The sequence below is a fragment of the Rahnella aquatilis CIP 78.65 = ATCC 33071 genome, from assembly GCF_000241955.1.
Lineage (GTDB): Bacteria > Pseudomonadota > Gammaproteobacteria > Enterobacterales > Enterobacteriaceae > Rahnella > Rahnella aquatilis.
In genome coordinates this window covers 4,635,163-4,658,677 of sequence record NC_016818.1, presented here as the reverse complement: position 1 = coordinate 4,658,677, position 23,515 = coordinate 4,635,163, and the positions used below count along the sequence as shown (strand labels likewise).

Annotated in this window: 19 protein-coding genes, 4 tRNA genes and 1 other RNA gene; 20 read left to right on the top strand and 4 right to left on the bottom strand. The window is 51.9% G+C overall.

The genetic code is table 11. The annotated features are described in order from the left end of the window. Positions 1–35: 35 nt before the first annotated feature. The 18 genes from trxA (at position 36) to RAHAQ2_RS25220 (ending at position 15,573) form a co-directional block, all read left to right on the top strand. Positions 36–362: a thioredoxin TrxA gene (gene trxA, locus RAHAQ2_RS21080; protein WP_013577537.1), complete on the top strand. Its 327-nt coding sequence runs from the start codon at positions 36–38 to the stop codon at positions 360–362. A 415-nt stretch (positions 363–777) separates the two neighbouring features. After that, the gene (gene rho / locus RAHAQ2_RS21075) at positions 778–2,037 is read left to right on the top strand and encodes a transcription termination factor Rho (RefSeq protein WP_013577536.1); all 1,260 of its coding nucleotides are present in this window, start codon (positions 778–780) and stop codon (positions 2,035–2,037) included. Between the two features lie 287 nt (positions 2,038–2,324). After that, on the top strand, positions 2,325–3,410 hold the full coding sequence (gene wecA / locus RAHAQ2_RS21070) for a UDP-N-acetylglucosamine--undecaprenyl-phosphate N-acetylglucosaminephosphotransferase (protein WP_086935286.1): 1,086 nt from the start codon (positions 2,325–2,327) through the stop codon (positions 3,408–3,410). A 44-nt stretch (positions 3,411–3,454) separates the two neighbouring features. Further along, positions 3,455–4,507, top strand: coding sequence for an ECA polysaccharide chain length modulation protein (gene wzzE / locus RAHAQ2_RS21065; RefSeq protein ID WP_015699143.1), 1,053 nt, complete (start codon positions 3,455–3,457; stop codon positions 4,505–4,507). Then, positions 4,504–5,634 carry a non-hydrolyzing UDP-N-acetylglucosamine 2-epimerase gene (gene wecB, locus RAHAQ2_RS21060; RefSeq protein ID WP_015699142.1) on the top strand — a complete coding sequence of 377 codons (1,131 nt, stop codon included), beginning with the start codon at positions 4,504–4,506 and terminating at the stop codon, positions 5,632–5,634. Before wzzE ends, wecB begins: the two co-directional genes overlap by 4 nt. After that, the gene (gene wecC / locus RAHAQ2_RS21055; protein ID WP_015699141.1) at positions 5,631–6,893 is read left to right on the top strand and encodes a UDP-N-acetyl-D-mannosamine dehydrogenase; all 1,263 of its coding nucleotides are present in this window, start codon (positions 5,631–5,633) and stop codon (positions 6,891–6,893) included. The genes wecB and wecC overlap by 4 nt, the downstream gene beginning before the upstream one ends. After that, positions 6,860–7,594 (top strand): dTDP-4-amino-4,6-dideoxy-D-galactose acyltransferase, encoded by a 735-nt coding sequence (gene rffC / locus RAHAQ2_RS21050; RefSeq protein ID WP_015699140.1) that lies wholly within the window; start codon positions 6,860–6,862, stop codon positions 7,592–7,594. Before wecC ends, rffC begins: the two co-directional genes overlap by 34 nt. 4 nt (positions 7,595–7,598) lie before the next feature. Continuing rightward, positions 7,599–8,729 (top strand): dTDP-4-amino-4,6-dideoxygalactose transaminase, encoded by a 1,131-nt coding sequence (rffA, locus tag RAHAQ2_RS21045; protein ID WP_015699139.1) that lies wholly within the window; start codon positions 7,599–7,601, stop codon positions 8,727–8,729. A gap of 1 nt (position 8,730) precedes the next feature. Next, positions 8,731–9,981, top strand: a complete 1,251-nt coding sequence (wzxE, locus tag RAHAQ2_RS21040; protein WP_015699138.1) for a lipid III flippase WzxE — start codon at positions 8,731–8,733, stop codon at positions 9,979–9,981. Further along, positions 9,978–11,060 carry a TDP-N-acetylfucosamine:lipid II N-acetylfucosaminyltransferase gene (locus tag RAHAQ2_RS21035; RefSeq protein ID WP_015699137.1) on the top strand — a complete coding sequence of 361 codons (1,083 nt, stop codon included), beginning with the start codon at positions 9,978–9,980 and terminating at the stop codon, positions 11,058–11,060. The genes wzxE and RAHAQ2_RS21035 overlap by 4 nt, the downstream gene beginning before the upstream one ends. Then, entirely contained in the window at positions 11,057–12,436 is a 1,380-nt protein-coding gene (gene wzyE, locus RAHAQ2_RS21030) for an ECA oligosaccharide polymerase (protein WP_015699136.1), read from the top strand. The genes RAHAQ2_RS21035 and wzyE overlap by 4 nt, the downstream gene beginning before the upstream one ends. Continuing rightward, positions 12,420–13,160, top strand: a complete 741-nt coding sequence (gene wecG / locus RAHAQ2_RS21025; RefSeq protein WP_015699135.1) for a lipopolysaccharide N-acetylmannosaminouronosyltransferase — start codon at positions 12,420–12,422, stop codon at positions 13,158–13,160. Before wzyE ends, wecG begins: the two co-directional genes overlap by 17 nt. Positions 13,161–13,401: 241 nt before the next feature. Then, positions 13,402–14,796, top strand: coding sequence for a bifunctional threonine/serine APC transporter ThrP (thrP, locus tag RAHAQ2_RS21020; protein WP_013577525.1), 1,395 nt, complete (start codon positions 13,402–13,404; stop codon positions 14,794–14,796). A 143-nt stretch (positions 14,797–14,939) separates the two neighbouring features. After that, a tRNA-Arg gene (locus RAHAQ2_RS21015) sits at positions 14,940–15,016 on the top strand. A 65-nt stretch (positions 15,017–15,081) separates the two neighbouring features. After that, positions 15,082–15,157: transfer RNA gene (locus RAHAQ2_RS21010), tRNA-His, on the top strand. Positions 15,158–15,186: 29 nt separating this feature from the next. Then, positions 15,187–15,272, top strand: a tRNA-Leu gene (locus RAHAQ2_RS21005). 59 nt (positions 15,273–15,331) lie between these two features. Next, a tRNA-Pro gene (locus tag RAHAQ2_RS21000) sits at positions 15,332–15,408 on the top strand. A gap of 35 nt (positions 15,409–15,443) precedes the next feature. Beyond that, a non-coding RNA gene (locus RAHAQ2_RS25220) (RtT sRNA) lies at positions 15,444–15,573 on the top strand. Positions 15,574–16,174: 601 nt separating this feature from the next. Here the strand turns inward: RAHAQ2_RS25220 and hemY are convergent. From hemY to hemC, 4 genes are read right to left on the bottom strand one after another with little or no spacing between them, the layout of a single operon-like run. Continuing rightward, a complete protein-coding gene (gene hemY, locus RAHAQ2_RS20995; RefSeq protein WP_015699134.1) occupies positions 16,175–17,371 on the bottom strand; it encodes a protoheme IX biogenesis protein HemY in 1,197 nt (398 codons plus the stop codon). 3 nt (positions 17,372–17,374) lie between these two features. Beyond that, positions 17,375–18,526, bottom strand: a complete 1,152-nt coding sequence (hemX, locus tag RAHAQ2_RS20990; protein ID WP_015699133.1) for a uroporphyrinogen-III C-methyltransferase — start codon at positions 18,524–18,526, stop codon at positions 17,375–17,377. Between the two features lie 13 nt (positions 18,527–18,539). Then, positions 18,540–19,289, bottom strand: a complete 750-nt coding sequence (hemD, locus tag RAHAQ2_RS20985) for a uroporphyrinogen-III synthase (protein WP_015699132.1) — start codon at positions 19,287–19,289, stop codon at positions 18,540–18,542. Further along, positions 19,286–20,227: a hydroxymethylbilane synthase gene (gene hemC, locus RAHAQ2_RS20980; RefSeq protein WP_015699131.1), complete on the bottom strand. Its 942-nt coding sequence runs from the start codon at positions 20,225–20,227 to the stop codon at positions 19,286–19,288. Before hemC ends, hemD begins: the two co-directional genes overlap by 4 nt. 330 nt (positions 20,228–20,557) lie before the next feature. Between hemC and RAHAQ2_RS20975 the strand changes: the two genes are divergently transcribed. Together RAHAQ2_RS20975 and lptM are read left to right on the top strand one after the other, a co-directional pair. Then, a complete protein-coding gene (locus tag RAHAQ2_RS20975; RefSeq protein WP_015699130.1) occupies positions 20,558–23,116 on the top strand; it encodes a class I adenylate cyclase in 2,559 nt (852 codons plus the stop codon). A gap of 158 nt (positions 23,117–23,274) precedes the next feature. Beyond that, a complete protein-coding gene (gene lptM / locus RAHAQ2_RS25215) occupies positions 23,275–23,478 on the top strand; it encodes an LPS translocon maturation chaperone LptM (protein ID WP_015699129.1) in 204 nt (67 codons plus the stop codon). The last annotated feature ends 37 nt before the right edge of the window (positions 23,479–23,515 follow it).

Sequence of the window (23,515 nt, the reverse complement as noted above, 5' to 3'; positions counted from 1 at the left end):
CATCAACAAGGTAAAGATAATCCTTTGGAGTAAACATGAGCGATAAAATTATTCACCTGACCGATGACAGTTTCGACAACGACGTATTGAAAGCCGAAGGGCTGGTGCTGGTCGATTTTTGGGCAGAGTGGTGCGGACCATGTAAGATGATCGCTCCAATTCTGGATGAAATTGCCACTGAGTTCGAAGGCAAGCTGACCATCGCGAAACTGAATATCGATGAAAACCCAGGTACTGCACCTAAATACGGCATTCGTGGTATTCCTACCCTGCTGTTATTTAAAGGCGGCGAAGTCGCAGCAACTAAAGTTGGCGCATTGTCGAAAGGTCAGCTGAAAGAGTTCTTAACAGCTAATCTGTAATCGGTCGGGATGACCCAAGCCAGGTGTTTAGCGGGCTGTCGTGTTTTTCACATTGTCCGCTAGACGCCTGTCAAGAAGCGTGCTAAGTTTACCCTTACTGCAAATAGAGCTTACCTGTAGTTTGATTCTTACGTTTTACTCTGTTGTGTCAAAAACATCTGCCTATAAAGTTTCTTTGAATAATAATTAAATTGAACTGGCACTGTACTTGACCATCTAACGGTTTTGACAAAATCGGCTTTAAGACACCTTCAATATCAGCATTACCCCTCAAGAATCGCCCGCGAGCGACTGCCTGCGGCTGGATTTCCGGGCTGTTATTTAAGTGTCATACAATAAACAGGCATGGATGACCCTGCCATACCCATTCACGACAGATGTTCGAGACATACCCCGAGTTTAAGAACCCACCATTATGAATCTTACCGAATTAAAGAATACGCCGGTCTCTGACCTGATTGCACTCGGCGAAAATATGGGACTGGAAAACCAGGCCCGCATGCGCAAGCAAGACATTATCTTTTCAATATTGAAGCAGCATGCTAAAAGCGGAGAAGACATCTTCGGTGATGGCGTACTGGAGATATTGCAGGATGGATTTGGTTTCCTCCGCTCCGGAGACAGTTCCTACCTCGCAGGCCCCGACGACATCTACGTATCTCCAAGCCAAATCCGCCGCTTCAACCTTCGTACTGGCGACACCATTTCCGGTAAAATCCGTCCACCAAAAGAAGGTGAACGTTATTTTGCCCTGTTGAAAGTTAACGAAGTTAACTACGACAAGCCAGAAAACGCCCGCAGCAAAATTCTGTTCGAAAACTTAACCCCTCTGCATGCAAATTCACGTCTGCGTATGGAACGGGGTAACGGTTCAACAGAAGATTTGACCGCTCGCGTACTGGACTTAGCTTCTCCAATTGGCCGCGGCCAACGTGGTCTGATTGTTGCTCCGCCGAAAGCCGGTAAAACCATGCTGCTGCAAAACATCGCTACCAGCATTGCGTACAACCATCCTGACTGCGTGCTGATGGTTCTGCTGATTGACGAACGTCCGGAAGAAGTGACCGAGATGCAGCGTCTGGTGAAAGGCGAAGTTATCGCTTCTACCTTTGACGAGCCAGCTTCCCGACATGTTCAGGTAGCCGAAATGGTTATCGAGAAAGCCAAGCGCCTGGTTGAGCATAAAAAAGACGTTATCATTCTGCTGGACTCCATTACCCGTCTTGCTCGTGCTTACAACACCGTGGTTCCGGCCTCAGGCAAGGTGCTGACCGGTGGTGTGGACGCCAACGCCCTGCACCGTCCAAAACGTTTCTTCGGTGCTGCGCGTAACGTGGAAGAGGGCGGCAGCCTGACCATCATCGCAACTGCGCTGGTCGATACCGGTTCTAAAATGGATGAAGTTATCTATGAAGAGTTTAAAGGTACCGGCAACATGGAATTACACCTGGCGCGTAAAATCGCTGAAAAACGTGTATTCCCTGCGATCGACTACAACCGCTCTGGTACCCGTAAAGAAGAGCTGTTGACCACTTCTGAAGAACTGCAAAAAATGTGGATCCTGCGTAAAATCATTCACCCGATGGGTGAGATTGATGCGATGGAATTCCTCATCAACAAGCTTGCAATGACTAAGACAAATGACGACTTCTTCGACATGATGAAACGTTCGTAATTTGGTGTAACGTCATATCAACGCCACGCACAGTCGTGGCGTTTTTTGCTTTTGGTGGCTACCATAACGCTGCTTTAGGAAGATTGTCAGACTATTCGGATAATAGCTGATGGTTTTTCACATGCCCTTTCTTTACTTTGTCGGTTGATTGGCTGAGAAATGGCAGCAGATAGGTATTGCCCGAGACAAAACCATAACTGCCACCATAGGATATGATTTAAGGCTGTGAGGTCTACGATGCTTTCGACGCCACACACCTTATTTTTTGCAGAAGAGAATTCTTAACTGTGAATTTACTCAATATGAGTACTGAGCTAGGCGTTGTTTTCATATTTTCATTCCTCTTTTTATTTGTTGCCCGGAAGGTCGCGAATAAAATCGGACTTGTTGATAGACCGAATTTTCGTAAGCGTCATCAGGGACTGATACCCCTAGTTGGTGGGATCTCCGTATTTGCTGGCGTTTGCTTTGCCTTTCTGATCACCAATTACACTATCCCACATGGCAATCTTTACCTTGCCTGCGCCGGGCTGCTGGTATTAGTCGGTGCGCTGGATGACCGTTTTGACATCAGTGTAAAAACACGGGCGATGGTTCAGGTTGTGATCGCTGTTGTGATGATGAGCTTCGCTAACCTCACGCTGCGCAGCCTCGGGCATCTGATGGGTCCCTGGGAAATGGTATTAGGCCCGTTTGGCTATCTTGTCACCCTGTTTGCCGTTTGGGCTGCCATTAACGCTTTCAACATGGTTGATGGTATTGATGGTTTACTGGGCGGCTTGTCTTGTGTCAGCTTTGGCTCATTAGGCATCATCATGTACGACAGCGGACACATGGAGTTAGCGTTCTGGTGCTTCGCGATGATTGCCGCGATCATCCCCTACATTTTACTCAATCTGGGTGTCTTAGGGCCTCGTTACAAAGTCTTTATGGGGGACGCGGGCAGCACGCTGATAGGGTTTACTGTCATCTGGATCCTCCTGCAAAGTACGCAAGGCGAATCTCATCCGATGAACCCGGTGACGGCACTTTGGCTTATCGCTATTCCCCTGATGGATATGGTTGCCATCATGTACCGCCGCCTTCGTAAAGGAATGAGTCCGTTCTCAGCGGATCGCCAGCACATTCATCATTTGATCATGCGTGCAGGTTTTACTTCACGTCAGGCTTTCGTCTTAATTACTGTCGCTGCCGCCATTCTGGCGGGGATTGGCGTGGTGGGCGAACACCTGAGTTTTGTTCCCGAATGGATAATGCTGGCTTTATTCTTTGTTGCCTTCCTGGTGTACGGCATTTGCATCAAGCACGCCTGGCGCATGGCGCGGTTTATTAAACGGGTTAAAAGACGTTTGCGCCGTTCCTCTACTCAATAATCACTCTTTTAAGCAAGGGCATACTGGCTGTGGATAAACCAGAAATGATGAAAAACCAGAACGAACACGCCATCGAGAACGAACTTGATATCCGTGGCCTGTGCTGCACTTTATGGAATGGAAAATTCTGGATTGCAGGTCTGGCGATACTGTTCGCCTTAATCGCTCTGGGGTCGTCTTACCTGATGAAACAGGAATGGAGCTCCACCGCAATCACGGATCGTCCGACGGTCAACAATCTTTCGTCCTATTTCTCTCAGGCACAGTTTCTGCGCAATTTAGATATGCGCAACGCGCCGCAGTCAGATGTCAGCCGGCCGCCCATTTCTGATGAAGCCTACAACGAGTTTGTCATGCAACTCGCGGCTTATGACACCCGCCGGGATTTCTGGCTGCATAACCCTTATTACAAGCAACGTCAGAAAAATGATGCGCGCGCTGATGCCGTTCTGCTGGATGACATGATCAATGACATTCAGTTTACGGCCCGTGATGCACCGAAAGTGCCGAACGATATCGTGAAACTCACGGCGGAAAACGCCGCAGATGCCAATAAGCTTTTGCGCCAGTATGTCGATTTCGCCAGCCAGCGTGCTGCACAGCATCTGTATGACGAGCTGGAAGGCGCATGGGCGGCGCGAACGCAGTCAATGAAAGCACAGGTCAAACGTCAGGAAGAAGTTGCCCAGACCATTTTCAAGCGCACCACGCATACCACCGAGCAGGCACTGAAAATTGCTCAGCAGCAAAACATTAATAAAAGCGTGACCGACACGCCTGCAGAAGAATTGCCGGATTCCGATATGTTCCTGCTGGGTGTGCCAATGCTCAAAGCCCGTCTGGAATTACTGCAAGCATCCGGTCCGGGGTATGATCTGGACTACGATCAGAACCGTGCGATGCTGTCGACGCTCAACGTCGGGCCAACACTTACGGCAAAATTCCAGACTTATCGTTATTTGAGAACGCCTGAAGAACCTGTAAAACGTGACAGCCCGCGCCGGGCATTACTGATGATTATGTGGGGCATTGTCGGTGGTTTAATTGGGGCTGGCGTTGCCCTGACCCGCCGTAAAAATAAGAGAAACACATTGTGAAAGTGTTGACGATTTTCGGCACTCGTCCGGAGGCCATCAAAATGGCTCCGCTGGTGCTTGCTTTGTCGCAGGATGCGGCCTTTGAATCTAAAGTTTGTGTTACGGCTCAGCACCGTGAAATGCTCGATCAGGTATTGCGTCTCTTTGATATCACTCCGGATTATGATCTGAACATCATGAAACCCGGGCAGGGACTGACAGAAATTACCAGCCGGATCCTGACCGGACTTAAGCCTGTTCTCGATGAGTTCAGACCTGACATTGTGCTGGTGCACGGTGATACCACCACTACTTTATCCGCCAGCCTTGCTGCGTTTTATCACCAGATCCCTGTCGGACATGTTGAAGCAGGTCTGCGTACCGGGGATCTCTCTTCACCGTGGCCGGAAGAAGGCAATCGCCTGTTAACCGGGCATCTGGCGAAATGGCATTTTGCGCCCACCGAAAATGCCAGTGCTAATTTGCAGCGGGAAAACATTGCCGGAGAGCGCATTTTTGTCACCGGGAATACGGTGATTGATGCGCTGCTCTGGGTTCGCGACCGCTTTAACCGCGATGCCTCGCTGGCACAGCAGCTGGCTGATAACTATCCGTTTCTTGATGCAAATAAAAAGCTGATTTTGGTGACGGGCCACCGCCGTGAAAGTTTTGGCGAGGGCTTTGAGCGGATTTGCTCGGCCCTGGCAGAAATTGCATGCCAGCATCCTGATGTACAAATTGTTTATCCGGTGCATCTCAATCCGAATGTCAGCGAGCCGGTGAACCGCATTCTGCAAAGCATCGACAATATCGTGCTGATCGACCCTCAGGACTACCTGCCATTCGTTTACCTGATGGATAAAGCCTATCTGATCCTGACCGACTCCGGTGGCGTGCAGGAGGAGGCACCTTCACTGGGCAAGCCTGTGCTGGTGATGCGTGAAACCACAGAACGTCCGGAAGCGGTGGATGCCGGAACGGTCCGGCTGGTGGGGACGGATCCCGCTAAAATGGTCGGGGAAGTGAACCGTCTGCTGAACGATGAGAACGAATACAACAGCATGAGCCGGGCGCACAATCCTTACGGTGACGGGCATGCCTGCCGCCATATTCTTGACGCATTGAAGAATCATTGGGTATCACAATGAGTTTTAACACTATTTCTGTCATCGGACTGGGTTACATCGGTCTGCCAACCGCCGCTGCATTCGCCTCACACCAAAAAAAGGTGGTGGGTGTCGATATCAATCAGCAGGCTGTTGATACGATTAACCGCGGTGCGATCCATATTGTGGAACCCGATCTCGACCTTCTGGTCGGGCAGGCAGTGGATGCAGGATTTTTGCGGGCAGTGACTCAACCTGAACCCGCGGATGCTTTCCTGATTGCTGTCCCGACGCCCTTTAAGGGCGATCATTTACCGGATATGAAATTCGTCGAATCTGCTGCACGCTCTCTGGCGCCGGTTCTGAAAAAAGGCGACCTGATTATTCTGGAATCCACGTCACCGGTGGGGGCGACAGAGCAAATGGCCGCCTGGCTGGCAGAAGCCCGTCCTGATCTGAGCTTCCCTCAGCAGTCCGGTGAGCAATCCGATATTAATATTGCCTACTGTCCGGAGCGCGTATTGCCAGGGCAGGTAATGGTTGAACTGATTAAAAATGACCGCGTGATTGGCGGTATGACGCCAGTTTGTTCACGGCGTGCCAGCGATTTGTATAACATTTTCCTCAAAGGCGAATGTGTTATCACCAACTCCCGTACCGCCGAAATGTGCAAGCTGACGGAAAACAGTTTTCGCGACGTAAATATTGCCTTTGCTAACGAACTGTCGCTGATTTGCGATGCGCAGGGCATTAACGTCTGGGAACTGATCAGCCTGGCGAACCGTCATCCTCGGGTGAATATTTTGCAGCCGGGTCCGGGCGTCGGCGGACATTGTATTGCGGTTGACCCGTGGTTCATTGTTGCGCAAAACCCTGAACTGGCCAGAATTATCCGCACAGCGCGCGAAGTCAACGACAGCAAACCGCACTGGGTGGTGGACCGCGTGAAAGCGGCACTGGCAGATTGCCTGACTACCACGGGCAAACGTGCGGCCGACATTAAAATCGCCTGCTTTGGCCTGGCGTTTAAACCAAATATTGACGATCTCCGCGAAAGCCCGGCAGTCGAAGTGACCCACCTGATTGCGGGCTGGCACGCCGGAGAAACGTGGGTGGTTGAGCCTAATGTGCGTCAGCTTCCTGCTTCTCTCGCGGACAACGTGACGTTACAACCGCTTGATCGCGCGCTGGCAGAAGCCGATCTGTTGGTGATGTTGGTCGATCATAAACCGTTTAAAGCGATCCCCGCCGATCAGGTCCGGCAGTCATGGATTGTGGATACCAAAGGCGTATGGCGATAAATCGGTCATTGCGCGGCGTGCTTGAACCGCTGGTCTGGGAGAGTGATTTCTTCCAGCTCAACAGTGCGCGTCTGACGCCTGATGCCTCAGCGGGGAAAATCACGCCGCAGATACTGGGACAATATGCGCTGGTGCAGGCGAAAGTGGATGCGTCACAAACGCACACGCTGGATGCACTTTCTGCGCTGGGTTTCCGGCTGGCAGAAGGTGAAACGGACATTTGTGTCGCGGTGACGATGCAAGATAATGCGCTGACGGCCGGGCGTCTGGCGGTGCCGGACAATATTGCGGATGTGACCGCGATTGCCCGTCAGGCTTTTCATCTCAGTCGTTTTCGTGCGCCCTGGTATCAGCCTGATGACAGTGCCCGTTTCTATGCGATGTGGGCGGAAAAGGCGGTGCTGGGTACGTTCGACCATCTTTGTCTTTGGGCCGATGACGAGCAGGGCAATGCGCTCGGTTTTGTCACCTTGCGTCGTATTTCACAAGACGAAGCAAGAATTGGCCTGCTGGCTGTCAGACCGGAATATCAGGGGCAGGGAGTGGGCAAAAAGTTAATGGCGGCTGCGAAAAAATGGTGTGCTGAACAGGGCGTGTCGCGAATGTATGTCGCCACGCAAACCGGCAATATCGCGGCCTTAAATCTTTATCTCGCCAGCGGTGGCAAAGTCATGCGCTCGGCGTACTGGTTGTACAGGTGAAACGATGATCCCTTTTAATGCGCCACCGATTGTGGGTACTGAAATTGATTTCATGCGCGAGGCGATGAACAGCGGCAAACTGTGCGGTGACGGCGGGTTTACCCTGCGCTGCCAGAAATGGTTTGAACAGCGTTTTAACTGCCCGAAAGTTTTACTGACGCCGTCCTGTACAGCATCGCTGGAAATGGCCGCGTTGCTGCTGGATATTCAGCCCGGCGACGAAGTGATTATGCCGAGCTTCACGTTTGTTTCGACGGCTAATGCCTTCGTTTTACGCGGCGCGAAAATCGTGTTTGTGGATGTCCGCCCGGATACCCTGAATATTGATGAAACCCTGATTGAAGCGGCTATCACGGAGAAAACGAAAGTGATTGTGCCGGTACATTATGCGGGCGTGGCCTGTGAAATGGACACTATTATGGCGCTTGCCGAAAAGCATCATCTGTTTGTGGTAGAAGATGCCGCGCAGGGCGTGATGTCGGCTTACAAAGGCAAAGCACTGGGCACTATCGGCCATATCGGTTGTTTCAGTTTCCATGAAACCAAGAATTACACCGCAGGCGGTGAAGGCGGTGCCACGCTGATTAACGACGCGAAGCTGATTGACCGTGCGGAAATCATTCGTGAAAAAGGCACTAACCGTAGCCAGTTCTTCCGCGGTCAGGTGGATAAATATACCTGGCGCGACATTGGTTCCAGCTATCTGATGTCCGATTTGCAGGCCGCGTATCTGTGGGGAAATCTGGATGCGGCTGAAAAGATTAACCAGCGCCGTCTGGCAATCTGGAATCAGTATTACGAAGCGTTGCAGGATCTGGCCGACGCAGGCCGCATTCAGTTGCCTTCGGTTCCACAAGATTGTGTGCAAAACGCCCATATGTTCTATGTGCGTCTGAACGATATCGAAGACCGCGATGCCTTTATTCGTCACATGAAAGCGGCCGATATTCTCACCGTATTCCATTACATTCCACTGCATGCCTGTCCGGCGGGCGAAGATTTTGGTCGTTTCGCGGGTGTCGATCGTTTCACGACAAAAGAGAGTGAGCGTCTGGTGCGCCTGCCGTTGTTCTATAACATGACCGATGACACGCAGCGCGCAGTGATTACGGCCATGCTGCAATATTTCGCCTGATATGTCGCTGGCAAAAGCATCAGTCTGGACCGCCGGTTCCACGCTGATTAAAATTGGTGCCGGGTTGCTGGTGGTGAAATTACTGGCCGTGACGTTCGGCCCTGACGGCGTGGGGCAGGCAGGAAATTTCCGCCAGCTGGTGACCGTACTTGGCGTGCTGTCCGGTGCCGGTATTTTCAACGGTATTACCAAATACGTTGCCGAACATCATCAGGATCCTGAGCGGCTTAAAGCCGTGCTCGGCACGTCGTCTTCGCTGATTTTGGGTTTCTCGACGCTGCTGGCCGCCCTCTTTCTGCTGGCCGCCGGGCCCATCAGTGTCGGGCTGTTCGGACACGATCGCTATCAGGCTGTTGTCCGGGCCGTGGCATTTATCCAGATGGGCATTGCTTACGCCAACTATTTTCAGGCTATCCTGAAAGGTTATCGTGATGCGATGGGTAATGCGCTGGCCGTGACTGGCGGCAGTCTGATGGGGTTACTGGCCTATCTGTTGTGTTTCAAACTGGGTGGCTATGAAGGCGCGCTGGCCGGGCTGGCGCTGGTGCCTGCGCTGGTAATCCTGCCTGCGGGCGGTATGTTGTGGCGGCGAAGACTCTTCCCGCTGGCTTACTTAAAACCGGGCTGGGATCGTTTTATTGCCAGCCATTTGGGAAAATTTACCCTGATGGCGCTGATCACCTCTGTCACGTTGCCGGTGGCGTATGTGATGATGCGAAATCTGCTGGCGGAACATTACAGCTGGAAGGATGTGGGGATCTGGCAGGGCGTCAGCAGTATTTCCGATGCCTATTTACAATTTATCACCGCCTCTTTCAGCGTGTATTTATTGCCGACGTTATCGCGCATGACCGATAAACGCGATGTCTCGCGTGAAATCATTAAGTCATTAAAATTTGTTCTGCCCGCCGTGGCTGCTGTCAGCTTTACTGTCTGGCTGTTGCGCGACTTCGCCATCTGGCTACTGTTTTCAAAACAATTTATCGCTATGCGCGATTTGTTCGCCTGGCAGTTAGTCGGTGATGTACTCAAAGTCGGCTCGTATGTTTTTGGCTATCTGGTGATTGCGAGAGCATCTCTGCGCTTTTACGTACTGACTGAAATCAGCCAGTTTGCGTTACTGACGGGTTTTTCACATTGGTTGATCCCGATACGGGGTTCTCTTGGCGCCGCGCAAGCGTATATGGCGACGTATGTCGTCTACTTCGCCGTGTGCTGTACCGTATTTGTTATTTATCGTAGACGAGCATGACAACGCTGATTCACGTTTTGGGATCTGACATTCCCCACCATAATGTCACCGTGCTGCGCTTTTTTAATGATGTTCTGGCCGAATGCGCGCCTGAAAAGCTGATTTATCATTTTATGGTGGCGGCAGCAGATGCATCAGCATTTGCTGAATTCACACGTCTGGATATTCGTGTTTATCCGGATAAAAAATCGCTGGCCGATGCGGTTATTTCGCGCGCGCAGGATCGCACACATCACGTCTTCTTCCATGGCCAGTTCAACCCGACACTCTGGCTGGCGCTGCTGACCGGCAAAATTAAATCGCAACAGGCCAGCTGGCACATCTGGGGTGCTGATCTTTATGAATCGGCAGGCGGACTGAAATTTCGACTGTTCTATTTTTTAAGGCGTCTGGCTCAGGGGCGTATCGGCCATGTTTTCGCCACACGTGGTGATCTGATTCATTTCCATCGGCGACATCCGCGCGTACCGTCCTCATTATTATATTTCCCGACACGCATGGATCCGGCGCTGACACTTCCGGCCGATCAGCCTGAACCGGCAGGGCCGATGACGGTGCTGGTCGGCAATTCCGGCGATCGCAGTAACCGCCATATTGAAGCGCTGCGTGCGTTGCATCAGCAGTTTGGTGCCGATATCCGGGTGATTATCCCCATGGGCTATCCGGCCCATAATGACGCGTATATCGACCAGGTTCGCAGTGAAGCGCTCAAACTGTTTGCGGCAGAGAACGTTGAGCTGATGACTGGCTCGATGCCTTTTGCGGAATATCTCGATGTGCTGCGCGGCTGCTCGCTGGGATATTTTATTTTTGACCGACAGCAGGGTATCGGCACGCAGTGTCTGCTGATTCAGTTTGGTGTGCCGTTTGTGGTCAGCCGTCAGAACCCGTTCTGGCAGGATTTAGCAGAACAACATCTGCCGGTACTGTTTTACGGTGACGCACTTGATGCCCGAACCGTGGCTGAAGCGCGCCGTCAGTTGCTGAATACGGACCGGGAAAATATTGCTTTCTTCAACCCAAATTACATTGCGGGCTGGCAACAGGCATTATTGCTGGCGGCAGGAGAAACATCATGACAATGGCACAGCTTGGCGGCTTGTCTGTCGTTTATGCGTTCTCGCTGTTGTTCATTCTGACGCTGACTTATAAAGAATTTCGCCGCGTGCGCTTTAACTTCAACGTCTTGTTTTCGCTGTTGTATCTCCTGACATTTTATTTTGGTTTTCCGCTGACCTGTTTGCTGGTTTTCCAGTTCGATGTCAACGTCGTGCCAGTTGAAAACCTGTTACAGGCTATGCTGGCCGCAACCTGTTTTTACGGTATTTATTATGTCAGCTATAAAACGCGGCTCAGGGCGAAGCGTGAGGGCCCGTCCCGCCCGCTGTTTACGATGAACCGTGTCGAAACCCATCTGACCTGGTTTTTGCTGGCGCTTATCGCCGTGGTGACGGTTTCCATCTTCTTTATGCATAACGGATTTTTGCTGTTTAAGCTTAAGTCCTACAGCCAGATTTTTTCCAGCGATGTGTCCGGGGTGGCGCTTAAACGCTTCTTTTATTTCTTTCTGCCCGCGATGCTGGTGGTGTTCTTCCTTAAACCCAATCCGCAGCGCTGGCTGTTTTTCCTGGTCAGTACCGTCGCATTTGGCTTGCTGACGTACATCATCGTCGGCGGGACGCGTGCAAATATCATCATCGCGTTCGCACTGTTTTTATTTATCGGCATTGTGCGCGGCTGGATCAGTTTGTGGATGCTGGCGGCGGCAGGCGTACTCGGCATTGTCGGTATGTTCTGGCTGGCACTGAAGCGCTACGGCCTGAATGTCAGCGGTCCTGAGGCGTTTTACACGTTCCTTTATCTGACGCGTGATACGTTCTCTCCATGGGAAAATCTGGGGCTGTTGCTGCAAAATTACGACAAAATTAGTTTTCAGGGGCTGGCACCGATTGTCCGTGATTTCTACGTCTTTATCCCCAGTTGGCTGTGGCATGACCGTCCGGGCGTGGTGCTCAATACGGCCAACTATTTCACCTGGGATGTGCTCGACAACCATTCCGGTCTGGCCATTTCGCCGACGCTGATTGGCTCGCTGGTCGTGATGGGCGGCGTGTGGTTTATCCCGCTGGGTGCGGTCGCGGTTGGCATGATCATTAAATGGTTTGACTGGCTTTATGAAAAAGGCAAAGCGGACACCAACATGTATAAAGCCGCCATTCTGCAAAGTTTTTGCTTTGGTGCCGTGTTCAATATGATCGTGCTTGCCCGCGAAGGCGTGGATTCCTTCTTCTCGCGGGTGGTCTTTTTCTGTGTTGTTTTCGGTGCCTGTCTGGTCGCCGCAAAATTACTGTACTGGATGTTTGACGCTGCAGGGCTGATACGTGCCAAAATGCCGTCCCGGAAAAACCTCATGGAGCCTTTGGCAGTAAGGAAGATGGATGAATTTGGAGAATAATATCCCGCAATATGACATCCGTGGGATCCGCCTTTGGGGCTTTCGCAATATGGCGCATTTTCTCGATTATCTTTTTGCCGGTCATCAGGTCAAAACCGGCGCGCTGGTGGCGATGAATGCCGAAAAACTGCTGACCGTAGAAAGCAACCCGGAAATGAACGCGCTGATCAGTCAGGCGGAATATAAATATGCCGACGGGATCAGCATCGTGCGGGCCATCCGCCGTAAATATCCGCAATCACGCGTCTCGCGTATCGCGGGTGCTGACCTCTGGGAAGGGCTGATGGAGCGCGCAGGCCGTGAAGGAACACCGGTATTTCTGATAGGCGGTAAGCCCGACGTGCTGGCGCAAACGGAAGAAAAGCTGCGCGCGCAGTGGAACGTCAATATTGTCGGCAGCCAGAATGGTTATTTTGTGCCGGAACAGCGCGAGTCGTTGTTCGAAAGGGTGAAAGGCAGCGGCGCGGCGATCGTGACCGTCGCGATGGGTTCACCAAAACAGGAAATCCTGATGCGTGATTGCCGTCTTGTGCATCCTGATGCGCTTTATATGGGTATCGGCGGAACCTATGACGTTTTTACCGGACATGTTAAACGGGCACCTAAAATCTGGCAAAATCTGGGGCTTGAATGGCTCTACCGGCTGATTTTGCAGCCGAGCCGTTTACGTCGCCAGCTTAAATTGCTCAAATTTATCCGTTACTACTACACCGGTCGTCTGTAATACTTGCGCCGTGGCTGATCTTCAGCGCGGCGTTTTACCTCTCATTTCATTCCACCTTTTACTGTCGTTTGCACCCTGACATGTCTACCTGTGCGGATCTTTCTCAATTGTGGTTTGCAACTCATCCTGAAATGCGGAACCATAACGCCGTTTTTCCGCCCTGTATGGGCATCAGCACAAATAAAAATAACATTCCGGTCATTCCGGAAGGCAAACACAAATACAGAGAAACTGAGAAACTATGGCGAATCAAGAAGAAAAGGGTGGGCTACACCGGGGGCTTGAGGCAAGGCATATTGAGCTGATAGCGCTGGGTGGCACCATCGGGGTTGGATTATTTATGGGCGCGGCCAGCACCCTGAAATGGGCCGGGCCGTCAGTATTACTGGCCTATATTCTGGCTGGCGTGTTCGTCTTCTTTATCATGCGTTCGATGGGCGAGATGCTGCATCTGGAGCCGGTTGCCGGTTCGTTTGCGGTCTATGCCCATAAATATCTTGGGCCCTATTACGGCTATCTGACTGCATGGAGTTACTGGTTTATGTGGATAGCGGTGGGGATTTCTGAAATCACCGCGATCGGTGTATACGCCCAATACTGGTTCCCGGATTTACCGCAGTGGATCCCCGCGCTGATGGCTGTGGCGATTGTGGCCGCTGCGAACCTTGCTGCCGTGAAACTGTATGGCGAAATGGAGTTCTGGTTTGCGCTGATCAAAATCACCACCATTATTGTGATGATTGTGGTTGGTCTCGCAGTTATCTTTTTCGGCTTTGGCAATCACGGTGAAGCGGTCGGTTTTGCTAATCTGACCGCGCACGGCGGTTTCTTCGCGGGCGGCTGGAAAGGTTTCCTGTTTGCGCTGTGTATTGTCGTGGCGTCCTATCAGGGCGTGGAACTGGTGGGTATTACCGCCGGTGAAGCGAAGAATCCGCAGGTTACGCTCAAACGCGCTATCAACAATATCCTGTGGCGTATCCTGATTTTCTACGTCGGCGCGATTTTCGTTATCATCACCATTTTCCCGTGGAACGAAATGGGCACTCACGGCAGTCCGTTCGTGCTGACCTTCGCGAAGATTGGTATTGCTTCAGCGGCCGGTATTATTAACTTTGTGGTGCTGACAGCGGCGTTATCGGGCTGTAACAGCGGTATGTACAGTTGCGGACGTATGCTTTATGCGCTGTCTAAGAATCGCCAGTTACCTGCATTTCTGAGCAATGTCTCGAAAAGCGGTGTGCCGGTTTACGGTATTGCTATCACCATTTTGTGTCTGCTGGTGGGGTCGTGCCTGAACTACATTATCCCGAATCCTGAAAAGGTGTTCGTGTATGTCTACAGCGCCAGTGTCCTGCCGGGCATGGTGCCATGGTTTGTGGTGCTGATCAGCCAGCTGCGTTTCCGCGATGCACATAAAGAGAAACTGAAAAACCATCCGTTTAAATCGGTTCTCTTCCCTTATACCAACTACCTGACGCTGATTTTCCTGGCATGCGTACTGGTCGGTATGGCGATTAATCCGGATACGCGGGTTTCTTTACTGGTAGGCGGTATTTTTATTGCGGCAGTCTCGCTGATATACTTCGGTCTCGGCATGCATAAGCGTGCTGCGCTGACGGCAGAAAAAGCAAAATAACGTCGTAAGTCACGGGTGGGGAAGGCAAGATGCTTACTTTTACTGCGTATTGGATAAAGCGTAATCAAACGCAATATTTCTGATAAAAAGCACTAGACAGCCAAGCGTTAAAACCGTAGTATCCCCACCCGCAACGGCGCTAAGCGCCCGTAGCTCAGCTGGATAGAGCGCTGCCCTCCGGAGGCAGAGGTCTCAGGTTCGAATCCTGTCGGGCGCACCATTTAGTATGCGCTAGAGTTGCGGTGGAATGTTGAAGTCAGACAGTTCACGTTAGTTAGAGATATGGTGGCTATAGCTCAGTTGGTAGAGCCCTGGATTGTGATTCCAGTTGTCGTGGGTTCGAGTCCCATTAGCCACCCCACTCTAAAAATGATTTTGTGATTGTGACATGCGATGGTGGCGGAATTGGTAGACGCGCTAGCTTCAGGTGTTAGTGTCCTTCGGATGTGAGGGTTCGAGTCCCTCCCTTCGCACCACACACAAAATACATTTAAATGATGCAGTTAGCATCAGAAAGTAGTAAGATGCACGACATCGGCGAGTAGCGCAGCTTGGTAGCGCAACTGGTTTGGGACCAGTGGGTCGGAGGTTCGAATCCTCTCTCGCCGACCATATTCGAAGAAACCTGCTTTTTAAAAGCAGGTTTTTTTTCGTCTGAAGTAAAGAGGATGAGAACCTCCGCAGGAGGTTTGAGCCGAGCGAAGCGAGACCACGTTGCTTTAGCAACGGCCCGCAGGGCAAGCATCGAAGATGCGCGTAATCCTCTCTCGCCGACCATATTCGAAGAAACCTGCTTTTTAAAAGCAGGTTTTTTTTCGTCTGTATAAAAGCTTTCAATCCTCTTCCTGCTTTTGTGGTTCATCCGCGACAAACCCGTTTTCCTCTGTCTCTGTCTTGAGACATATAACTTATTGATTTTTATTTATTAAACTCATTCAATCTCAGGATGTCGTTCACTGGAGACAGATCGCTGCTTCAGAGGCGGGAGAATCTGTAGGGTGAGAAATGGCAGGCAGAATGTGTAAAAATAAAATCCATTATTATCAAGGATATAAAATATTTTCGTTCAGGTATTGCCATACTGGCACGCGTCCTGCAATATTCCCGCCGTAGATGCTCATTCCACCCATTATGTTTGCCCCGGCTTCATAAACCTGGGAATGATGCAGAGCCAATTTACAGTGCCTATTGTCATCCTGACCGATAACGCGCAAGCGCTATCATCCAGAAGGCAAAACGTTGAGTGAGGCACTAAATCTGTTGTCCTAGACCTGATTGTTTTTAGACACTTGTCTTCCAGACAAGTGTTTTTTTTGTCTGAAATTTACGACCGACATAAAAAAGGCTCCCGAAGGAGCCTTTGCGGACAGCAAGGTTATTAAGGTTGCTGCGAATTATTCAGGGTCAGCATCAGCCCTTCGCGGCGCATTTCCGCCGCTTCTGCCGGTTTATGCAGCTTATCCAGCGCATCAGCCAGCCAGGCGTAATCATACGCGTCAGGGCGTTGTTTCAGCGCCTCACGGAAGGCTTCACTTGCCTGTTGCCATTCACCGTGTTTCATCAGCAACTGACCCAGCGTGCTGCTGAGCAGCGGCGTTGTGCCATTCTGTTTGATCAACTGACGCAGTGTTTTTTCCAGTTGCTCAGGATTACCCGAACGCAGCTTCGGCATCAGCGCGACCAGCCGATCGTCGTACTGGCGTTTCAGCCCGTCGAGGATCACTTCCTGCGCCAGATCCTGATCGTTGCATTCAATCAGATGCGTTGCCATTGCGACCTGTAAGGCCACTTCATGACGGGTTTTACGGCTCTGATCTTTCCACCAGCGCTTCAGGCCTTCACTGCCTTCTTCCGCCATCAGCTGATTCATCATTCCGATATAAGCCTGCTCCTGAAGCACACGGATTTCATCGTCGTTATGAACATCGGCTTTTGCCATCGACGGTAAAATCTCCAGCAGTGAACCGTAAGCGCCGGTCAGAAGATAAGCCTGCTCTGCCAGACGTAAGACTTCCGGATGACGTGGCGACTGGCCCAGTAAACGATCAACACCGTGGCGTGCTGCGTGAACCTCGCCTCTGGCCAGCTGGATACGCACGCGGGTGATATCAACCGGCATCTGGTCGGTATCTGCGATTTCCGCTGCACGCTCCAGATACTGATTGGTGCGGATATCATCGCCGCGCTGCTGCGCCGCTTCCGCTGCCAGTAAATAGTTCACCACCGGTTGTTCGGCGTGATCGGCATTGCGCGCCAGCAGTTTTTCCATCTGACGATGGTCGCCTTCCGCGAGTTTGAGCATGGCTGCGTGAGTTTGCTTACGCGCTTTAGAGCTTTTGCGTCCGGCAAACCAGCCTCGGGTACGTGCACCGGTACGCAGAACGCGGCGCAGGAACCATTCAATGATGAACAGCACCAGAATCAGCACGATCAGCATGATGACTAAACCGGTGACGCTGGTTTCGATGTTGTAATTGTCGGTCTGGATCAGGACATAGCCCTGATGGCCGGCCAGAATCGGGCCGACGATAATCCCGGCAAACACAATCAGGAACAACACGAAAACTCGTAGCATGTGTTATTCCCCCTGCGTGGCGGCGGCGGGCTGCTGAAGCAGGTTACGCACGCGGGTCTGCATCAGTTTTTCCAGCATCGGCTGGCTTTTCAGCTCATCCGGCACGTCCATCGAAACAGATTGCTGGCTGAGATTGTCCAGTTCTTCCAGGAATGCTTTGGTCGAAGGATCTGAAGTATCAAAGTAGGCGCGAACCCAGGTCGAGACGCTTTCCAGCGATTGTTTGTACACTTCATCCTGATGGCGTGGCACGGCCTGTGCGGCAATCAGCAGACGCGAGCGGATGTTTTCGCGCAGATACACATCCTGATTCGGTGCCAGCAGCGGTTCTGCACTGCTATCACGGCGGCGGATGGTAATGAAGTCATCCATAAAGTTGTGCCAGCTTTTGGTCAGGTTCTGACGCCATTCGGTCAGAGAACTCGACAAACTGGAACTGTCGTTGTCCATCGGGGAATCGTCAGTGTCATTGTCGGCCAGACGCAGGTTATCCACCTGATTCGATAGCTGATTCAGCTTGAGAATGATGCCGTCGAAATCGACCTGTGTAACGGCAGAAAGGCTGCCCACGTCTTCGTTCAGCGCGCGGCGCACATCAATCAGACTCGGATCGTTCATGTCGGCCAGGCTGGCATCTGCGCTTTTCAGCAGTGCGGCGGCGGTGGTGACATCCTGATCGCTCCATAATTTGCGGCCAGCGAGTTTCACCAGATAATCGGCCTGCGCCAGTAACCAGGTTTTGGCATCGCTGCCGGAAATGCTGGCAACCTTGTCTTGTAATTCATTTAACTGCCGACCAAACGAAGCCTGCTGACGATCGGCTTCTTGCCGGGATTTTTGCTGCTGAGCAAGCAGATCAGCAATTTGCTGTTTGTCCTGCTGCTGGGTTTTTTGCAGCGCATCGAGTTGTTCAGAAAGCGCTTCGTCTGTGGCGGCCTGCGCCAGCGATTGCTGGTGGCCGTGATAATAGAGACCGGCGCCAAGCGCGATCACCAGTACAATTGCGATAGCGCCCAGAACCGGCGCGGTACGTTGCTTTTTCCGCAACGTTATCAGCACCTGATCCCGGTCGGAAGCGTCTGGCTGGGGGCTCTCAACCGCTGGGGAGATAACCACATTCTCATCCGGCGCGGAAGGATTTTTTTGTTCCGTCATTTTGGCACATCCCTTAGTCAGGTAGTTGTAATGCGCGGATCAGCGCATCATTGTCTGCATTCTCAGCAACCCGAATTGCGCGCCAGCCAAGCTGGCGGGCGAGGGCTGCTAAACGTTCACTGACCACCACCAGATTACAGCGCAGTAACCATGAATGTCGGTAGTAATCAGGAACTAACTGATACAGCTGTTGCAGCATTTCTCCGCTGGTCACGACCAGCGTATCAATTCCGGCCCGTTGCCAGAGCGCACTCTGTTCACTGGCATCGTAGTAAACCGGGCTGCGCTGATAACATTCGCAGTAAGTCACATCGACCCCGCGTTCTGTCAGCGTTTCGGCTAACAATTCCCGTCCGCCATTACCACGCAATATCAGCGCTTTTTTGCCCTGTATGCGTTGCAATGCCGGAAGATTCAATAACATTTCGCTGGTTTCGCCATCCTGAGGATAGAGAACAGGCAGGCTGCTGACCCGGTGGAAAATCAGGCCCGTGGTGCGACCAATGGCAAAATAATTCACGGTGTCCGGCCAGTTTGTGGCGGACTGACGCAAAGCCCGGTCAGCGTAACTGACCGCATGCTGCGAGAGCAAAAACACCAGATCTTGCTGATTTAATGAGGATAGCAGGTTCGGCAGCGATGCGAGCTGGTTCCCCGGTGCAAAATCAATCAGCGGGGAATGGAAGGCAACCCGGCCCAGTGCGCGCAGCCGGCTGACCAGTGCTTCTCCTGCCGGAGAGGGGCGGGTGACCAGAATGGTCATTTTGGCGCGTTCCCCTGATAGACCTCATGCAGAATTTCGCGCGCGCCGTTGGCGAGCAGTTCTTCTGCCAGGTCGATACCCATGTGGTGAGCGTTAGCGGACGGACCGCGTCGTTCACCGCATACCATCTGGCTGCCGTCCGGTGCGCCGACCAGCGCACGAAGCCAGAGTTCGTCACCTTCCAGCTCGGCATAGCTGCCGATGGGTACCTGACATCCCCCTTCAAGACGCATATTCATTGCCCGTTCAGCCTGCACGCGTACTGTGGTTTCGCGGTGCGCCAGTGGTGCCAGCAAGTCGCGGGTGGTTTGATCATCAAGGCGGCATTCGATGCCGACGGCACCTTGTCCTACAGCGGGCAGACACTCTTCCGGTGTCAGCGCACAAGTGATGCGGTTTTCCAGACCCAGACGTTTCAGGCCAGCGACAGCCAGAATAATGGCATCGTATTCACCGTTATCGAGTTTGGACAAGCGGGTGCCCACATTGCCGCGCAAATCACGAATCACCAGATCCGGACGTTTCTGACGCAGCTGGCACTGACGACGCAGGCTTGATGTCCCGACAATACTGCCGTGTGGCAAATCCGTCAGACGGGTGTACTGATTAGAGACGAAAGCATCGCGCGGGTCTTCGCGTTCGCAAATAGTGACCAGTCCCAGACCCTCCGGGAACTCCACGGGCACGTCTTTCATGGAATGCACGGCGATATCCGCACGGCCATCAAGCATTGCCAGTTCAAGTTCTTTGACGAACAAACCTTTGCCGCCAACCTTCGCCAGAGGGGTATCTAAAATGATATCGCCCTTGGTCACCATGGGCACCAGTTCCACCTGCAAACCGGGGTGACAGGCCATCAGCCGGCTTTGAACATATTGTGCCTGCCACAAAGCCAGCGGGCTCTGGCGGGTGGCAATTCGAATGATTTTGTCTACCATGTTTGTTACCGTTTAACTGTCTCTGTGACCATCCTACCACTGACAATAGAAAGCTGTCAGCGTAAGAAGCCATTCGTAAAAGAAGGTTAACGGGCACTGAAGAGATTTGTTCCGTTGCGGAACAGACGGTAAAATCCAGAGAAGCGGAAGAGTAATTGTGGTGCGTTACTTTCTTTACGGTCAAACAGCAAGGTGTTAAATTGATCACGTTTCCAGCAATTATTCGTCAACTATTTGCACAACTGTGGTTGTTCAAAGCATAAGCATCACCATAAATGACGGATTTGGAACGGGGTTCTTTCCAGACACTGTATAATCAGGCGAAACGTCTTGTACCTCTACATCGAGACATTGAAGCAAAGATTGGATGCGATCAACCAGTTACGAGTCGATCGTGCGCTGGCAGCCATGGGTCCTGCGTTTCAACAGGTCTATCAGCTGCTTCCTGTCTTTTTACATCAACATCACCCTCTGATGCCGGGATACCTTGAAGGCAAGGTTCCGCATGGTATCTGTGTTTTCACGCCTGATGAATCCCAACAAACCTACCTGACTGACCTTGAAGATAAATGGGGCAGCGCGCTCGAGCCTCTGCTGAAAGGTGAATTGCCGATCACCGGCGTATATTCCATGGGCAGCACCTCTTCTATCGGCCAGAGTCAAAGCTCTGATCTGGATGTTTGGGTTTGCCATCAGTCATGGCTCGATAACGAAGAACGCAACCGCCTGCAGCAAAAATGCAGCCTGTTAGAAAAATGGGCCGCCTCGCTGGGCGTAGAAGTCAGCTTCTTCCTGATCGACGAAAACCGCTTCCGCCACAATGAAAGCGGCAGCCTGGGCGGTGAAGACTGCGGCTCAACGCAGCACATCTTATTACTCGACGAATTCTACCGTACCGCCGTCCGCCTGGCCGGTAAGCGTATTCTGTGGAATATGGTGCCGGGTGAAGAAGAAGCGCATTACGACGAATATGTGCTTTCGCTGTACGCCCAGGGCGCACTGACGCCAAACGAATGGCTTGATCTCGGTGGCCTGAGTACGTTGTCAGCTGAAGAGTATTTCGGCGCGAGTTTGTGGCAGTTGTATAAAAGTATCGATTCTCCTTATAAAGCGGTGCTCAAAACGCTGCTGCTGGAAACGTACTCCTGGGAATACCCTAAAACGCAACTGCTGGCGATGGACATTAAACAACGCCTGCATCAGGGCGAGATCGTCTGCTTCGGGCTTGATTCCTACTGTATGATGCTCGACCGCGTGACCCGTTATCTCACCCAGATCGAAGATTTCACCCGCCTTGATTTAGTCCGCCGCTGTTTCTATTTAAAAGTCTGCGAAAAACTCTCCCGCGCACGGGCGTCGGTCGGCTGGCGTCGTGAAATTCTCAGTCAGCTGGTGGCGGAATGGGGATGGGATGAAGAACGTCTGGCAATGCTGGATAACCGGGCGAACTGGAAAATCGAGCGTGTGCGCGAAGCGCATAACGAACTGCTTGATGCCATGATGCAAAGCTATCGCAACCTGATCCGTTTTGCCCGTCGCAACAATTTAAGCGTCAGTGCCAGTCCGCAGGATATCGGCGTGCTGACCCGTAAGTTGTACGCCGCGTTTGAAGCGCTGCCGGGCAAAGTCACGCTGGTGAATCCACAGATTTCCCCTGATCTGTCAGAAAGCGATTTAACCTTTATTCATGTGCCGATTGGCCGTGCGAACCGCACCGGCTGGTATCTGTATAATCAGTCGCCGTCGATGGAATCTATCGTCAGCCATCAGCCGCTGGAATATAACCGCTATCTGAACAAACTCGTGGCGTGGGCCTATTTCAACGGCCTGCTGACATCCACTACTCGTCTGCATATTAAAAGTGGCAGCTTGTGTGATATCGCTAAACTGCGCGAACTGGTGGCGGATGTCTCGCACAACTTCCCGTTGCGTCTGGCGGCACCGACGCCAAAAGCGTTGTACAGCCCGTGCGAGATTCGTCACTTAGCGATTATCGTTAATCTGGAACATGATCCGACCGCCGCTTTCCGCAATCAGGTGGTGCATTTTGATTTCCGTAAACTGGATGTCTTCAGCTTCGGGCAGAATCAGCAATGCATGGTCGGCAGTATTGACCTGCTTTATCGCAACTCATGGAATGAAGTACGTACGCTGCATTTCAGTGGTGAACAGGCGGTGCTGGAAGCGCTGAAAACTATTCTGGGCAAAATGCACCAGGACGCCGCGCCGCCGGAATCAGTGGAAGTGTTCTGCTACAGCCAGCATTTACGCGGCCTTATCCGTACGCGAATTCAACAACTGGTGTCGGAATGCATTGAGCTTCGCCTGTCGAGCAAACGCCTCGAACCTGGTCGTTTCAAAGCCGTGCGTGTTGCAGGACAAACCTGGGGATTGTTCTTTGAACGTCTCAGCGTTTCTGTGCAAAAGCTGGAGAATGCGATTGAATTTTATGGCGCGATTTCCAACAACAAACTGCACGGTTTGTCGGTGAAATTGCAGACCGATCAGGCGCATCTGCCGGCAGTGATTGACGGCTACGCCAGCGAAGGGATCATTCAGTTCTTCTTTGAAGACAGTTCGGACGACATCGGCTTCAATATCTACATTCTTGATGAATCCAACCGTGTTGAGGTTTATCACCACTGCGAAGGCAGCAAAGAAGATCTGGTGCGTGATGTCAGCCGGTTCTATTCGTCTTCCCACGACCGGTTTACCTACGGCTCAAGCTTTATAAACTTCAACCTGCCGCAGTTCTATCAGATTGTATCGCTCGATGACCGGATTCAGGTCATCCCTTTTCGCAGCAACGCGCTCTCTGCTGCCTGCGCCACCTTGCCTGAAAGCGACGCAGAACCTTCGCGTCTGAAGCAACAATTCCAGTTACATTAGAAAAGGTGTCCGTATCACGGACATGCGGCAGATTATCCGGCTTTCCTGCGCTTTAAACCCTGAAAATGTGCCCGGGGGATTTGTCGATTCCTGTTGCTTTTCATGATCCACCTGCGATTATAGAGAGCTTGGTCGCATGAATTACGGGCATTCATAAAATGAAAAACGCTTTACGCTGGTCTCTGGCCGCGACAATACTCTTTTCTCTCTCCGGTTGCGGACTGAAAGGGCCGTTGTATTTCCCACCGCCGGAAAAATCAGCTACGCAAAAAACCAGCAATGTTCCGGGTACGGCGAACGATGGTTCGTCGCAGGAAAAAGGTGTATCACCAGAAAACCTCACGACGAATTCCAGAGATTGACCGGCAGATTCAGATTGCCGGGGGTTTCGCGCAATGC

Excerpts from the sequence above, each read along its gene's own strand:
- rffA (WP_015699139.1), top strand. The coding sequence starts at position 7,599 with ATGATCCCTTTTAATGCGCCACCGATTGTGGGTACTGAAATTGATTTC.
- rffC (WP_015699140.1), top strand. The coding sequence starts at position 6,860 with ATGGATTGTGGATACCAAAGGCGTATGGCGATAAATCGGTCATTGCGC.
- wecC (WP_015699141.1), top strand. The coding sequence starts at position 5,631 with ATGAGTTTTAACACTATTTCTGTCATCGGACTGGGTTACATCGGTCTG.
- wzzE (WP_015699143.1), top strand. The coding sequence starts at position 3,455 with ATGATGAAAAACCAGAACGAACACGCCATCGAGAACGAACTTGATATC.
- thrP (WP_013577525.1), top strand. The coding sequence starts at position 13,402 with ATGGCGAATCAAGAAGAAAAGGGTGGGCTACACCGGGGGCTTGAGGCA.
- lptM (WP_015699129.1), top strand. The coding sequence starts at position 23,275 with ATGAAAAACGCTTTACGCTGGTCTCTGGCCGCGACAATACTCTTTTCT.
- wzxE (WP_015699138.1), top strand. The coding sequence starts at position 8,731 with ATGTCGCTGGCAAAAGCATCAGTCTGGACCGCCGGTTCCACGCTGATT.
- trxA (WP_013577537.1), top strand. The coding sequence starts at position 36 with ATGAGCGATAAAATTATTCACCTGACCGATGACAGTTTCGACAACGAC.
- hemD (WP_015699132.1), bottom strand. The coding sequence starts at position 19,289 with ATGACCATTCTGGTCACCCGCCCCTCTCCGGCAGGAGAAGCACTGGTC.
- hemC (WP_015699131.1), bottom strand. The coding sequence starts at position 20,227 with ATGGTAGACAAAATCATTCGAATTGCCACCCGCCAGAGCCCGCTGGCT.
- hemY (WP_015699134.1), bottom strand. The coding sequence starts at position 17,371 with ATGCTACGAGTTTTCGTGTTGTTCCTGATTGTGTTTGCCGGGATTATC.
- wzyE (WP_015699136.1), top strand. The coding sequence starts at position 11,057 with ATGACAATGGCACAGCTTGGCGGCTTGTCTGTCGTTTATGCGTTCTCG.
- rho (WP_013577536.1), top strand. The coding sequence starts at position 778 with ATGAATCTTACCGAATTAAAGAATACGCCGGTCTCTGACCTGATTGCA.
- hemX (WP_015699133.1), bottom strand. The coding sequence starts at position 18,526 with ATGACGGAACAAAAAAATCCTTCCGCGCCGGATGAGAATGTGGTTATC.
- RAHAQ2_RS21035 (WP_015699137.1), top strand. The coding sequence starts at position 9,978 with ATGACAACGCTGATTCACGTTTTGGGATCTGACATTCCCCACCATAAT.
- wecG (WP_015699135.1), top strand. The coding sequence starts at position 12,420 with ATGAATTTGGAGAATAATATCCCGCAATATGACATCCGTGGGATCCGC.